Annotated in this window: 15 protein-coding genes and 4 tRNA genes; 7 read left to right on the top strand and 12 right to left on the bottom strand. The window is 68.7% G+C overall.

Annotation, left to right across the window (positions count from 1 at the left end):
• Positions 1–45: 45 nt before the first annotated feature.
• The 4 genes from ABD088_RS12145 to ABD088_RS12160 all read right to left on the bottom strand — a co-directional run bounded on the left by ABD088_RS12145 (position 46) and on the right by ABD088_RS12160 (position 3,081).
• Entirely contained in the window at positions 46–777 is a 732-nt protein-coding gene (locus ABD088_RS12145) for an SDR family oxidoreductase (protein ID WP_343902193.1), read from the bottom strand.
• A 9-nt stretch (positions 778–786) separates the two neighbouring features.
• On the bottom strand, positions 787–2,178 hold the full coding sequence (locus tag ABD088_RS12150) for a DUF6421 family protein (protein ID WP_343902194.1): 1,392 nt from the start codon (positions 2,176–2,178) through the stop codon (positions 787–789).
• Positions 2,179–2,355: 177 nt separating this feature from the next.
• Positions 2,356–2,790, bottom strand: a complete 435-nt coding sequence (gene msrB / locus ABD088_RS12155) for a peptide-methionine (R)-S-oxide reductase MsrB (RefSeq protein WP_343902195.1) — start codon at positions 2,788–2,790, stop codon at positions 2,356–2,358.
• A 66-nt stretch (positions 2,791–2,856) separates the two neighbouring features.
• A complete protein-coding gene (locus tag ABD088_RS12160; RefSeq protein WP_343902196.1) occupies positions 2,857–3,081 on the bottom strand; it encodes a hypothetical protein in 225 nt (74 codons plus the stop codon).
• A gap of 77 nt (positions 3,082–3,158) precedes the next feature.
• Here ABD088_RS12160 and ABD088_RS12165 point away from each other — a divergent pair, with 77 nt between their 5' ends.
• Positions 3,159–4,409 carry an alpha/beta hydrolase family protein gene (locus tag ABD088_RS12165; protein WP_343902197.1) on the top strand — a complete coding sequence of 417 codons (1,251 nt, stop codon included), beginning with the start codon at positions 3,159–3,161 and terminating at the stop codon, positions 4,407–4,409.
• On the opposite strand, the gene ybaK is transcribed toward ABD088_RS12165, so the two are convergent.
• The 3 genes from ybaK to ABD088_RS12180 are packed head-to-tail and all read right to left on the bottom strand — an operon-like array spanning position 4,406 to position 6,320.
• A complete protein-coding gene (gene ybaK, locus ABD088_RS12170) occupies positions 4,406–4,921 on the bottom strand; it encodes a Cys-tRNA(Pro) deacylase (RefSeq protein WP_343902198.1) in 516 nt (171 codons plus the stop codon). The two genes, ABD088_RS12165 and ybaK, sit on opposite strands and share 4 nt — an antisense overlap.
• A 13-nt stretch (positions 4,922–4,934) precedes the next feature.
• Positions 4,935–5,381, bottom strand: a complete 447-nt coding sequence (locus ABD088_RS12175) for a SufE family protein (protein ID WP_343902199.1) — start codon at positions 5,379–5,381, stop codon at positions 4,935–4,937.
• A 30-nt stretch (positions 5,382–5,411) separates the two neighbouring features.
• Entirely contained in the window at positions 5,412–6,320 is a 909-nt protein-coding gene (locus ABD088_RS12180; protein WP_343902200.1) for a sulfurtransferase, read from the bottom strand.
• 175 nt (positions 6,321–6,495) lie between these two features.
• On the opposite strand from ABD088_RS12180, the gene zapE reads away from it, so the two are divergent.
• The gene (zapE, locus tag ABD088_RS12185) at positions 6,496–7,539 is read left to right on the top strand and encodes a cell division protein ZapE (protein WP_343902201.1); all 1,044 of its coding nucleotides are present in this window, start codon (positions 6,496–6,498) and stop codon (positions 7,537–7,539) included.
• Between the two features lie 148 nt (positions 7,540–7,687).
• Here zapE and ABD088_RS12190 read toward each other — a convergent pair whose 3' ends face one another.
• From ABD088_RS12190 to ABD088_RS12210, 5 genes are all read right to left on the bottom strand, one after another.
• Complete coding sequence (locus ABD088_RS12190) at positions 7,688–7,915, bottom strand: antitoxin (RefSeq protein WP_343902202.1); 228 nt, start codon at positions 7,913–7,915, stop codon at positions 7,688–7,690.
• A 207-nt stretch (positions 7,916–8,122) separates the two neighbouring features.
• Positions 8,123–8,196: transfer RNA gene (locus tag ABD088_RS12195), tRNA-Gly, on the bottom strand.
• 34 nt (positions 8,197–8,230) lie between these two features.
• A tRNA-Val gene (locus ABD088_RS12200) sits at positions 8,231–8,302 on the bottom strand.
• A gap of 28 nt (positions 8,303–8,330) precedes the next feature.
• Positions 8,331–8,401, bottom strand: a tRNA-Cys gene (locus ABD088_RS12205).
• 63 nt (positions 8,402–8,464) lie between these two features.
• A tRNA-Gly gene (locus ABD088_RS12210) sits at positions 8,465–8,538 on the bottom strand.
• A 206-nt stretch (positions 8,539–8,744) separates the two neighbouring features.
• Between ABD088_RS12210 and ABD088_RS12215 the strand changes: the two genes are divergently transcribed.
• The 5 genes from ABD088_RS12215 to rpe all read left to right on the top strand — a co-directional run bounded on the left by ABD088_RS12215 (position 8,745) and on the right by rpe (position 13,395).
• Positions 8,745–9,590, top strand: coding sequence for a cytochrome (locus tag ABD088_RS12215; protein WP_343902203.1), 846 nt, complete (start codon positions 8,745–8,747; stop codon positions 9,588–9,590).
• A gap of 93 nt (positions 9,591–9,683) precedes the next feature.
• Complete coding sequence (gene def, locus ABD088_RS12220; protein ID WP_343902204.1) at positions 9,684–10,253, top strand: peptide deformylase; 570 nt, start codon at positions 9,684–9,686, stop codon at positions 10,251–10,253.
• The gene (locus tag ABD088_RS12225; protein ID WP_343902205.1) at positions 10,250–11,194 is read left to right on the top strand and encodes a methionyl-tRNA formyltransferase; all 945 of its coding nucleotides are present in this window, start codon (positions 10,250–10,252) and stop codon (positions 11,192–11,194) included. Before def ends, ABD088_RS12225 begins: the two co-directional genes overlap by 4 nt.
• On the top strand, positions 11,191–12,720 hold the full coding sequence (locus ABD088_RS12230) for an RsmB/NOP family class I SAM-dependent RNA methyltransferase (protein WP_343902206.1): 1,530 nt from the start codon (positions 11,191–11,193) through the stop codon (positions 12,718–12,720). The genes ABD088_RS12225 and ABD088_RS12230 overlap by 4 nt, the downstream gene beginning before the upstream one ends.
• A 3-nt stretch (positions 12,721–12,723) precedes the next feature.
• Positions 12,724–13,395 (top strand): ribulose-phosphate 3-epimerase, encoded by a 672-nt coding sequence (gene rpe, locus ABD088_RS12235; protein WP_343902207.1) that lies wholly within the window; start codon positions 12,724–12,726, stop codon positions 13,393–13,395.
• Positions 13,396–13,407: the final 12 nt, after the last annotated feature.

The raw sequence follows: 13,407 nt of genomic DNA on the forward strand, positions 1-13,407 counted from the left end.
GCTCACGTTTATCCTCAGGAGTTGCTGGTGGGAAGTGTGTTCAGTCTATGCCCGGGGCACCAGTGAGAGCCGGGTGCCGTTCAAGGAGGCGGCGTCGGCGTCGAACAGCCCGGCCACCGCCGTTCCGAAGTCGGACACGTCGGTGAATCCCGTGAAGTCCCTTGCGGGTTCCCGGCTGCGGGCTGCGGCGTCGACGAAGGCCTTGATGACCAGCACGGTGGCTGCCGAATGCTGGGCGACGGGTGAGTGCTTGTTGCCGGACTGGGCCGCCCGCAGCCCGGCGGCTGCTGCCATGGTCCAGGCCTCGGCTGCCGCCTTGGCCGCCACATAGTTCGCGCCCGACCCGGTGGGGTGCTGGACGGCGGTCGAGGAGACCACCGCCAGACGCCCCACCGGGGAGCCGGAGAGGTCGGCGAAGAAGGCCCGTGACGTGTTGCGCAGGGTCAGGACCACATGGCGGTGCAGGAAGTCGTAGTCCTCATCCGACTGGCCGGCCAGCCCCTTGCCGCCGCGCCACCCACCGACCAGGTGGATGAGACCGTCGAGGGGTCCAAAGTCGGTGTGGATCTGCTCGGCCAACGCGTTCGTCGCCGCGGCGTCCGAGAGGTCAGCGACGTACCGCCCGGCAGCGAACGGCAGGCGTTCGGCGAGCCGCTCGGCACTGGTGCCGGCGACGAGCACCCGGGCACCGGCGTCGTGCAGGGCCTGTGCAGCGGCGACGCCGGAGGAGGAGGTGGCACCGGCGATGAGGACGGTGGGGGATTGGGCTGCGCTCATGGGTGCAGTCTAGGCCGCGGCCGGCTCATCGGCTGCGGTGATGCCCACGGTGGATTCGATGACCGGCTTCATCTTCTTGTCCAACGCCTCGTAGAACATCGAGAGCGGGAACTCGTCATCCAGGACCTGGTTGGTCATCTCCTTCAGCGGTTCGGTCAGCGGCAGCGCTCCCTTGCCCTGCGCCCAGACGGAGGCCGGATTCGGGGTGACGGTTGCGGAGACCAGTTCGTAGGCGGCCAGCCAGTGGGCCAGCTTGGGGCGGTCGATCGAGCGCCAGTAGAGGTCATCGATGGCATCACCCAGGGCGCTGACCACCTCGGGGACGGCCTCCCAGTCGATGGTGAGCTTCGTATCCGTCCAGTGCAGGACGTGGTGCTGGTGCATCCAGGCGAAGAGCAGCTGTCCGCCGAGGCCGTCGTAGTTGCGGACCCGGTTGCCGGTGATGGCGAAGCGGAAGATCCGATCGAAGATGACCGCGTACTGGACCAGGCGGGCATGGCGGGCCGCCTCGGGTGCGGAGTCCGGGCTGGCGGCGATCTTGACGCATTCGCGGAAGGCAGTCAGGTCGCAGCGCAGCTCCTCGAGCGAGTACAGGAAGAAGGGCATGCGCTGCTTGATCATGAACGGGTCGAAGGGCAGGTCCCCGCGCATGTGGGTGCGGTCGTGGATCATGTCCCACATCAGGAACGTCTCCTCGGCCAGTCGCTGGTCGGCGACCAGTTCGGCGGCTTCGGCGGGCAGTTCGAGGTTGGTGATCTCGGCGGCGGCCGCCACGACGCGGCGGTAGCGGGCTGCCTCGCGGTCCTGGAAGATGGCTCCCCAGGTGAACGCCGGGGTCTGGCGCATGGCCACGGATTCGGGGAAGAGTACCGCCGAGTTGGTGTTGTAGCCGGGGGTGAAGTCCAGGAAGCGCAGCGGGACGAAGAGCGCGTTCGAATAGGCCCCGGCCTCGAGCTCCGCGATGAAGTCGGGCCAGATGACCTCGACCAGGATGGCCTCGACGAGGCGGTTGGTCGAGCCGTTCTGGGTGTACATCGGGAAGACCACGAGGTGGCGCAGCCCGTCGACGCGGTCCAGTTGCGGTTGGAACGCCTGCAGCGAGTCCAGGAAGTCGGGGACGCCGAATCCTCCGTCGGCCCAGGTGCCGAAGTCCTCGACCAGGCGGTCCAGATAGGCGCCGTCCTGCTCGAAGTGGTGGCGCAGGTCGGTGACAGCCGTGGTGATCGTGGCGGTCAGTTCGGCGGCGCGGGCGTGGTCGGCCGGTTCGGGGACCGACCCGTCCTTGACCTGCAGCTGCTGCAGCGCGGTGGCCGCTGCCTTCAGCTCCAGCCATGCCGGTTCGCGGGCGATGTCGCCGGCGGCTTTGTGGTGGGTCTCGTGCGTGATGGTTGCCTGGGACATCGTCCTGCACCTCGAATCGTTTCCGGGGCCGCGCCGGGTGCGGCGGCCTGCTGCCGTGATGGTGCTAACAGCCTAGAAAAGATCAAGCAGTACTGGTGTCGAGATGGGCCGAGAATAAGAAACCGTCAGGCTCGGGGGCTCGAGCCGCCCCCGCAGGCCCAGCGGTGGTCGCGCTCCCTACGCGTCGGCGGGGCGCAGGCTCAGCGACACCGAGTTGATGCAGAAGCGCTGGTCCGTCGGGGTGTCATACCCCTCGCCCTCGAAGAGGTGTCCCAAGTGCGAATCGCAGGAGGCACAGCGGACCTCGACGCGCTCCATGCCCATCGTCGAATCGTGCAGGTAGCGCACGGTGCCGTCGGCCAACGGGGCGTAGAAGGACGGCCATCCGCAGTGCGAGCCGAACTTCTCCTTGCTGGTGAACAGCTCGGCACCGCAGGCGCGGCAGGCGTAGACGCCCTCGGTCGTGGAGTCCCAGTATTCGCCGGTGAACGGCCTCTCGGTTCCGGACTGGCGGAGGACCTGGTACTCCTCGGGCGTCAACTCTTGCTTCCACTCCTCGTCGGTCTTGACCACGGGAAGGGACGGGGCGTTCGAATCAGGAAATGTACTCACGCCTACTCCAACGTCGCGGACCGCCGGGTCATTCCCAAAGCGAGCCGCCAGGTTGCCGGGGTTGCCTCACCGACGACGGTTGCGCGGGTGCTCCCGGGCGGTGCGTTCATTGCCGCGTTTGTAGTTGCCCGTCAGCCGGGCCATGAGCTCCTGCGGATCCTCGTTCTGGACGTCCGCCAGGAACCGGGCGGCGACACCGCCCCGGAGGGTTGCCGCGCGCCGCCCGTGGTGCTCGATCACGACCTCGTCCCCTGTCTGCCTGAAATCGAATCCCTGCGGTGGTTGCGTCATGGCCGCCAGCCTGCCACAAAGGTGCTTCCGCCCGCGGGAACTTGGCGGTGAACCGATGACTTGCAATGATGGGGGACATGCGCGAGTACACGTCGACCGCCACCCCCGCCGAGTCCACGGCCCCCATGATGCGGTGGGCCGCACTGGGCGCCATCGTCGGCGTCGGTGCCGGCTCCCTGCTGGCCGGCAGTGCCTCGGCACTGGCCGGATACTTTGCCCGGCAGGTCGTGACCCCGGTCCGCAGGACCGAGGACCTGGCGATCCTCGCCGTCGTGCACGGGAACGAGGGGCTCGAGGTGATCCTGCCGGCCACCCAGGACACCACCGCGCCGGGCACCTATTCGCTCTACTTCCTCGGCGGTCGCGGCCATGCCCGGATCGGTGAGGTCCTGTCCTTCAGCCCCGCCGAGGGCACCGTCGCCCGTCGGGTCGAGCACGTCTATTCCGGCGACCTGTCCGTCGCGGTCCGCGGCTGGTGGTCCGGGGTGGTCTACGAGACCCCCGAGGACGCCGGCGTCACCGCCGAACGCGTCGGGATCCCCACCCCGGTCGGCGAGGCGCCCGCCTGGCTGGTGGAGGGTACCGACCGCCACCAGACGTGGGCCATCCTGGTGCACGGACGCGGTGCCTCGCGCACCGAGGGGCTGCGCGCGCTCTCGACCACCGGGAGGCTCGGCGTCACCTCCTTGCTGGTTTCCTACAGGAATGACGGTGTGGCCCCCTTCGCCGCGGATCAACGCTACGGGCTGGGCACCACTGAATGGGAGGACGTCGAAGCGGCCATCGAGTTCGCGTTGGCCCGAGGCGCCCGCGACATCATCCTCATGGGTTGGTCCATGGGCGGGGCGATCTGCCTGCAGGTGGCGGACCGCTCGCGGCATAAGCGCCATATCCAGGCGCTGGTGCTCGATGGTCCGGTGGTGAACTGGATCGACGTGCTCCTGCACCAGGCGAAGCTGCACCGCATTCCCGAGGCCGTCGGCAGGATGGGCCAGTGGCTGCTCTCCAACCGGGCCGGCCGGGCCATCACCGGGCTGGCCACCCCGTTGGACCTCAAGGCGTTGAACTGGATCGACAAGGCCGACCAGCTGCGGGTCCCGACGCTGATCCTGCACAGCGAGGACGACGGGTTCGTTCCCGTCGGGCCCTCCGCCCAACTCGCGGAGCTCAATCCCGACATGGTCACGTTCGAACGCTTCACCGTGGCGGATCACACCCGGGAATGGAACGTCGACCCGCAGCGCTGGGAGCAGGTCGTCACCGCCTGGCTCGGCCGGATGATGCAGGCCCCGCGCCCCGGCGGGCCCTCAGGCCCCCCGGTCCTCTAGGGGCCGGCCAGCGGCGCAGGCACTGCAGCGGTGAGCCGGGACAGGTCTGCCGGGTCCACTTCGATTTCCAGACCACGGCGTCCTCCGGAAACCAACACCGTCTCCCACTGGGTGGCGGAATCATCGAGCAGGGTGGGGGAGCGGTGGCGTTGCCCCAGCGGCGAGATGCCGCCGAGGACGTAGCCGGTGCGGCGCTGCGCATCAGCGGCGTCGGCCATCTTCACCTTCTTGACGCCCAGTGCGGCCGCCGCGGCCTTCAGGTCCAGTGAACCGGTCACCGGAACGATGGCGACTGCCAGGGCGTCGGCACCGCCACGGCCGGTGTCCACCAGCAGGGTCTTGAACACCCGGGCGGGGTCGACCCCCAACGCGGTGGCGGCCTCCAAGCCGAAGGAGGCCACCGAGGGATCGTGCTCATAGGCATGGGTGGCGTAGACCGCGCCGTCGGCATCCAGGACCAGCGTGGCCGGTGTGCCGGAGACCTCGTGGTGTCGGTGGTGTGCCTTGGTCATGCGTTCGCGCCCGTCAGGCGGAGAGTGCCGCGTTGACCTGGCGCTTGATCCGCCCCAGCATCGAGGTCATGCCCCGCATGCGCAGCGGGGTGATGGCGCGGGTCAGGCCCAACCGGTCGGGCATGTCGTCGGGGACGGCCAGGATCTCGGCGGCCGGGAGCCCATCGAGGCCTTCCTTCAATACCCCAGCGAAACCGCGGGAGGTCGGGGCCTCCGGCGGCGCGGAGAAGAACAGGCTGACCTCATGGGCCTCAGTGGCCGCGATCTCCACTGTCAGGAACAGCGGCGACTGGCATTCCACCACCTGCTCGAGCAGTTCCGGGTGTTCGGAGAACCGCTCGGGTAGTGCTGGCAATTCGTCGGAGAACTCCAGCAGCAGTTCCAGGCGTTCACGCTCGGTGACCGCGTTGAATTCCTCGATGATCTCCGCCAGGGCGGCGGGGACTGCGGTTTCGCTCATGGTCGGATGCTCCTTCGGTGGCAGGGGTGCTCAGTTGCGGGCGGAGGCGGGCACATCTCCGCGCTCGGTGCCCACGGTGATGGGTGCGCGGACAGCGTTGCCCCATTCGGTCCAGGAACCGTCGTAGTTGCGGACGGTCTCGAAGCCGAGCAGGTGCTTGAGGACAAACCAGGTGTGGCTGGAACGCTCGCCGATCCGGCAGTAGGCGATGACGTCGTCCCCCGGGGCCAGTCCGGCCTCGTCCAGGTACAGGGCTTCCAGCTCGGCACGGTCGCGGAAGGTGCCGTCCTCGTTGGCCGCCTTGGCCCAGGGGACCGACGCCGCGGTGGGGATGTGGCCGCCGCGCAGCGTGCCCTCCTGCGGGTAGGCCGGCATGTGGGTGCGTTCCCCGGTGTACTCCTCGGGGGAGCGCACATCGATCAGCGGCTTGCCGAAGTGCTCCGTGACGTCTTCGCGGAAGGCCCGGATGGCGTCGTCGTTGCGCGGCACCACCGGGTAGTCGGTCGATGCCGGCGTCGGCAACTCACGGGTGGTCTCGCGTTCCTCGGCCAGCCACTTGTCCCGGCCGCCGTCCAGCAGGCGGACGTCCTCGTGGCCGAACAGGGTGAACACCCACAGGGCGTAGGCGGCCCACCAGTTGCTCTTGTCGCCATAGACCACGATCGTGGTGTCGCGGGAGATGCCCTTGGCCGACATCAGCCGGGCGAAGGCCTCCCCGTCGATGTAGTCGCGGGTGACCTCGTCGTTCAGGTCCGTGTGCCAGTCGATGTTCACGGCCCCGGGAATGTGTCCGGTGGAGTAGAGCAGGATGTCCTCGTTCGACTCCACGACAACGATCCCCTCGTCGCCCAGATGCGCGGCCAGCCAGTCGGTGGACACCAGGCGCTCGGGGTGGGCGTAGGCGGCGAACTTCGCTGCGGTATCAGGGGCAATGCTCATGGGTTTTCCTCACTTCACATGACGGTACGGATCTGCCATCCAGCCTAGTCCTCCACCCCGGTGGTCCGGGTCCTGCGGGTCATCTGCGGCAGTGTATTGCGCGCGGGGCGTAAACTTGGCAGTGGTGCGCCCCGCGCGCCGGCCCGTCCCCGCACCTAAGGAACCGACCCCGCCCGTGGCACACATTGAACACCTGACCGAACGCACACCACAGGTCTCCCCGGATGAGCTCCTGGCCGGGTTCCACCCGTCCTACCGGTTCGGGGTGGTGTCCTTCGACACCTACCGTCCGGATCCTGCGCAGCCGACACAGACCGAAGCGGTCGAGGCGCTGAAGGCGTTCGCCGCAGGCATCGGGACAGGGAAGAAATCGCTCATGGGCCGGCTCTTCGGCGGCAAGACGCCGCAGACCAAGGCGGGGATCTACCTGGATGGCGGATTCGGCGTCGGCAAGACCCACCTGTTGGCCTCGCTGTGGCATGCTGCCCCCGGCCCCAAGGCCTTCGGCACGTTCGTGGAGTACACGAACCTCGTCGGGGCCCTGTCCTTCCGCAAGACCGTCGAGGTCCTCAGTGGCTACCAGCTGGTGTGCATCGACGAATTCGAACTCGATGATCCCGGCGACACCGTGCTGATGTCACGGCTCATGCGTGAATTGTCCGACGCCGGCGTGAAGCTGGCCGCAACCTCCAACACCCTGCCGGGTTCCCTGGGCGAGGGCCGCTTCGCGGCAGTGGACTTCCAGCGGGAGATCCAGGTGCTCGCCGACCAGTTCGACGTCCTGCGCATCGACGGCGAGGACTTCCGCCACCGCGGCCTGGCGGAGGCGCCCGTGCCCGAGGACGACGCCGTCCTGGAGGCCACCGCCACCGGGCGCTACCCGGACAAGGTGTTGGCCGTCGACGATTTCGCTGAACTGGTCAACCACCTGTCCTCGGTGCACCCGAGCCGGTACCGCCAGCTCGTCGACGATATCGACGTGCTGGTGCTGCACAATGTGCACACCATCACCGAACAGGCACTGTCGCTGCGCTTCGTGGTCCTCGCAGACCGGCTGTATGACAAGGACGTGCCGATCGTCGCCAGCGGCAAGCCCTTCAGCAACCTCTTCACCGAGGAGATGATGGCTGGTGGCTACCAGAAGAAGTACTTCCGTGCCGTTTCCCGCCTCACCGCCCTGGCCCGCGAAGGACAGCAGGTCGAGGAAGCCGCCCTGTAGGGGTGCGCTCAAGCTGCGCCCGGGCCCAGATGCCGGCCGCGGCATCCATTCATTAACAGCATGGTGCCGGTCCCGTCTCTCGACGGTACCGGCACCATGTTTGCCGTGCTCGTGGGCAGGGCGGGCGCCTCGAAGGCGCAGGGAAATCCTAGGCGGGCGGGGCGGTGTCGTTGCCGCTGGCCTTGTCGAGCAGGCCGTTGGCTGAATCCTGCAGGTGGTTCACCTGGCTGGAATACTTGCCATCGGTCTTTTCGTCGACGAAATTGCCAACGCCATCCACGGCACCGCGGAGCTTTTCGGCTCCACCCTCGGCCATGTCAGCGGCCTTGTCCTTGAATTCCCCGACCTTGCCCTTGAGCTCGTCAAAAAGAGCCAAGTGACACCTCCTTTCGTCCGGGAGGCCAAAGGCGCCTCCATCTGATGTCCATCCTAGGGACGGGGGACCCGAAAATTCGAGGGGTGGACGGGAAAATCTTCTGCGCCATCGGCGAAACCAGGCCGGGCGCCCCGCCGCGTCGCCGCCTTCATGGTGTCGGCGGCATGCAAAAACCGCCGGGGCCCAGGGGGCCTCCGGCGGTCGCGGAGCGGACAACGAGATTCGAACTCGCGACCTCCACCTTGGCAAGGTGGCGCTCTAGCCAGCTGAGCTATGTCCGCATAAAAAAACTCCGCCGTGGCGGAGCCTTTTCAGTGGGCGATACTGGGTTCGAACCAGTGACCTCTTCCGTGTCAGGGAAGCGCGCTACCGCTGCGCCAATCGCCCTCTTCAGGGTGCAACATTACCGTATGCGAGGTGGGGACGGGATTCGAACCCGCGTATACGGCTTTGCAGGCCGCTGCCTAGCCACTCGGCCACCCCACCGTGACCCGAACTGGTTTCCCACTTCCGGCTTGGACGACGAATCGACCATTACAGTGACTTGCGAGCGGACAACGAGATTCGAACTCGCGACCTCCACCTTGGCAAGGTGGCGCTCTAGCCAGCTGAGCTATGTCCGCATGTTGATTTGCTGCACCGTTCCGGCCCTTTTGAAGCTGCCGTTCCGCTGCGTTCCAACGAGTAAAAACTCTATACGACGTTTCCCCGAAGTTCCAAATCGGCGTCTGTCGCGCAGCGTGTCCCGCGTGTTTTCGGGGAAACCGCGGCCCCACAGGGAACGACGGCGGGGCGCAACCCGTCGGGACGGCATGCCAGAATCGAGGTCATGACTTCACCAGCCCTGGCCCACCAGACGTCGTATGGCCGCATGTACTCCCGCAAGATCGATGGATTGCCCGAGGTCCCCTCGATCACCACCGTGATCGGCCAGGCCTCCATGTCCCTGGACGGGTGGATCGGCCACATGGCGGCCACCGCCGTCACCCAGGACGATCGCCTGCCCGCCGCGGTCGGGAATGCCGCCAAGCTGCGCACCGTGGCCCGCGATGCCTCCAACGCCGCCGAGGTGTACCGCAACGCCGCAGCCGAACGCGGGGACCGCGTCCACACCTACTGCGAACAGGTGGCCCTCAGGGCGCTGGGCCGGCCGCATACGGCAGCCGAGGCACGCGAGGCACTGCTGGAGAAGGACGAGGGCGGCTTCGCCTCGCGCTTCGATGACTGGTGGGACGAGTACCGGGTCGAGCCCATCGCCGCGGAGGTCACCGTCTGGAACCATACGGTGGGCTACGCCGGGACGCTTGACCTGGTGGCCCGCATTGGCGGGCGGTTGTGCCTCATCGACTACAAGACCAAGGGCACCGACCGTGACGGCCGCGTCAAGGCCCTGGACCCGAAGGTCGTCATGCAACTGGCCGCCGGGTACAAGGCCGAGGAGGTCGTGGTCGACGCCGCAGCCGGGACCTGGGAGCCCTGGCCGCATGGCGAGGACCCCATGCTGCTCGGCGTCGCCGTGGGGGAGACCGAGGTGCGCACGCTCATGGCGGCCCCCGAGGTCCTGCCGGCGTACTGGAGCAGGTTCTTCGCCCTGCGGCGCGTCTGGGAATCGGGCATGAAGGTCGCCGAGGCCGGGACGCCCCTGCGTCCCGTGGGCCCCCCTCCGGCCCCGTAGACTGGTGGGGCGCACCGGACAGGCCCCTCCCCGGGGATCCGTGCGACTTTCCACAGCACATTGCCGGGCACTCGGCGTCAGGAGCATGAAGTCATGACGATTCTGGAAATCCGCATCGTGGGCGACCCCGTGTTGCGCACCCCCGCCGCAGAGGTGACGGCCTTCGGGCCTGAACTGGCCCGGCTCGTTGCGGACATGACCGAGACGATGGACGCCGTTGACGGCGCAGGATTGGCAGCACCCCAGGTCGGCGTCGGCCTGCGCGTTTTCACGTACCGCGTCGATGGACACGACGGTCACGTGGTGAACCCCGTGCTGGAAGTCGGCGGAACGCAGGAGCAAGGGGCCTCCGAGGGGTGCCTCTCGGTCCCCGGACTGGGCTACCGCCTCCCGCGCGGCAGCTGGTCCCGGGTCACCGGCTTCGATGCCTCCGGCGAACCCGTGGTCGTGGAGGGCGAGGGCATGCTCGCGCGCTGCCTGCAACATGAAACCGACCATCTGGGCGGGCGCCTCTACATCGACCGGCTTCGCGGGGCGGACAAGAAGGACGCGTGGGGAAAGATCCGCACCGCCCGCTACAACGACGTTGCCGAGCGGATCAGGAGCGACCGGGCTCCGGCCGTCGGATCGAGCTACGGTGGCACGTTCGGGGCCGGCCGATGAGGGTCCTGTTCGCCGGCACCCCCAGCGTGGCAGTGCCCTCCCTCGACCGCCTCGTGGCCGATGGCCTGGACGTCGTGGCCGTGCTGACCCGTGAGGATGCGCCCCAGGGCCGCAAGCGCGTCCTGACCCCGTCGCCGGTGGCCGCCCGTGCCGGAGAACTCGGCCTGCCGGTCATCAAGGCCAACACGATCGATGCCGCGGCCATCGCGGAGATCACCGCGGCGGACGCAGACGTCGCCGCCATCGTCGCCTACGGGGGACTGGTCCCCGCCCCGGCACTGGATATTCCCCGCCATGGCTGGGTCAACCTGCATTTCTCGTTGCTGCCGGCCTGGCGCGGCGCCGCCCCGGTCCAACACGCGATCATCCACGGCGACGACGTCACCGGGGCGGTGACCTTCCGGCTCGAAAAGGGCCTGGACACCGGCCCCGTGTACGGCACGCTGACGGAGGACATCGGCCCGGACGACACGGCCGGCGTCCTGCTGGAGCGGCTCGCCGACAGCGGCTCGGTCCTGCTGTCCCAGACCCTGCACGGGATCGACGCCGGTGCCCTGGTCCCGGTGCCCCAGTCCGGCGAGGTGAGTCTGGCCCCCAAATTGCTGCTGGAGGATGGCCACATCGCCTGGGACCAACCCGCACTGGCGATCCGCCGGCGCATCAACGGCACCACACCCGAACCGGGACCCTGGACGGAACTGGACGGGCAACGATTCAAACTCGGCCCCGTCGCCCTCTGCCCCGAGGTGACCGACCTGGCCCCCGGCGTCGTGCAGGTCCTGCCCGGCCGGAGACCGCAGGTCCTGGTGGGCACCGGATCCCACGCCGTGCAACTGATCACGGTCCAGCCACCGGGCAAGAAGATGATGCCAGCCGCCGACTGGGCCCGCGGGCTGGGCGCCGGAACCACCGATACCGGGAAGCAGGTTTCCTTCGCATGAGCAACGGACCACAGCACGAACGCCGCAACGACTCCGGCCGCCAGCGCAACCGCGGAGGCAGCGGAAGCCGCCACTTCAGCACCGCAGCGCCCTCACAGCGCCGCCGCATCGCCGACCCGGCACGGCTGGCCGCCTACGAGGTGCTGCGTGCCGTCGTCGACCAGGACGCCTACGCCAACCTGGTGCTTCCCGGACGGCTCCGCGAGCACGGATTGAGCGGCCGCGACGCCGGCTTCGCCACGGAGCTGGCCTACGGGGCGCTGCGCGGGAGGGGACTCTATGACGCCATCCTCGCCCGCTGCGTCGACCGCCCGCTGGACAAGCTCGACCCCGCGATCCTGGACGCACTGCGCCTGGGCGCCCACCAGCTGCTGGCGATGCGCGTTCCCCACCATGCGGCCCTGGACGAGACCGTCGGCCTTGCCCGGGCGGTCATCGGGGCAGGACCCTCGGGGCTCGTGAACGCCGTCCTGCGCAAGGTCACCCGCCAGGACGCCGCGGCGTGGATCGCCGAACTGCTCGTGGACATCGATGACCCGGTGGCCCGCCTCGCGCTGGAACACAGCCACCCGGAATGGGTGGTCCGTGCCATGCGGCAGTCCCTGGTCGCCCACGGACGCACCGCAGAGGACATCACCGCGCTGCTGGAGGCTGACAACCTGGCCCCCGTGGTCAACCTGGTCGCCCTGCCCGGGATCGGCTCGCTCGACGAGGCACTGGAACACGGGGCCACCCCCGGCTCCCTGGCGCCCGACTCGGCCTACTACGCCGGCGGCGACCTGTCCCGGATGTCATCCATCCACCGCGGCACGACCCGCGTCCAGGACGCCGGCTCCCAGTTGCTGGCCCGGGCCCTGGCCGCAGCCACGATCGAGGGACGGGACACCGACTGGCTGGATCTGTGCGCCGGCCCCGGGGGCAAGGCGGCGCTGCTGGCCGCCCTCGCCGCCGAGCGAGGAGCCGAGGTCACCGCCAACGAACCGGCCGAGCACCGCGCCGAACTGGTGCGCAAGGCGCTGCGGCCCGTGGACCACGACGCCTGGAACGTCGTGGTCGGCGACGGGCGCCGCTACGTGGACATCCCCGCCGACCAGCGCTTCGACCGCATCATCGTGGACGCCCCGTGCAGCGGACTCGGCGCGCTCCGGCGCCGCCCCGAATCCCGCTGGCGCAAGAGCCCCACCGACATTGCCGGGCTCACCACGTTGCAGGGGGAACTGCTCGATGCTGCCCTGAAGGCGTTGCGCCCCGGCGGCGTGCTGGCCTACGCGACCTGCTCGCCCCACCCCGCCGAGACGCTGGCCGTGCTGGACGACGCCCTGCGGCGCACGCCCCGGGCCCGACTGCTCGATACCGCGGCGACGGTCAACACCGTGGCCCTGGACGGGGGGATCGAGGGGACCGCCCACGCCTCCGGCGGCACCACGGTCCAGCTCTGGCCCCATGTGCACTCCACCGATGCCATGTTCCTGGCACTCATCACGCTCGACGACGACGACGAAATCCCCGCGCCAACGAAAGGCTGACCCATGTCCGGTTGCCGGATCCACCCCAGCATCCTCTCCGCTGACTTCGCCAACCTCGAGGCGGAACTGCACCGCATCGAGACGGCCGACGCCGTCCACGTCGACGTCATGGACAACCACTTCGTCCCGAACCTGACGTTGGGTCTTCCCGTCGTGGAACGGATCGGACAGGTCAGCGCGCTGCCGTTGGACGTGCACCTGATGATCGACGACGTCGACCGGTGGGCCCCCGGCTACGCCGACCTGGGCGTCCAGTCCGTCACCTTCCATGCCGAGGCAGCCGCGGCACCGGTCCGGCTGGCCAGGGAACTACGCTCCCGCGGCACCCGGGCGGCCATGGCCCTGCGCCCGGCCACCGCCGTCGAACCGTATCTCGACATGCTGCCGGAGCTGGACATGCTCCTGCTCATGACGGTGGAGCCGGGATTCGGCGGGCAATCGTTCCTGGACATCATCCTGCCCAAGATTCGCAGGGCCCGCGCGGCGATCGACGGTGCCGGGCTTCCCGTGGCGCTGCAGGTTGACGGCGGCATCACCCGCGAGACGATCCTGCGCGCGGCCGAGGCGGGAGCCGATGTGTTCGTGGCCGGATCCAGTGTCTACGGCACCGAGGACCCGGCAGCGGCGATCGACGCACTGCGACATGTAGTGGCCCCGGGCGGATCGGGACTATAGTTTAGGTCCATA

This window comes from Arthrobacter rhombi, from assembly GCF_039526245.1.
GTDB lineage: Bacteria > Actinomycetota > Actinomycetes > Actinomycetales > Micrococcaceae > Arthrobacter_H > Arthrobacter_H rhombi.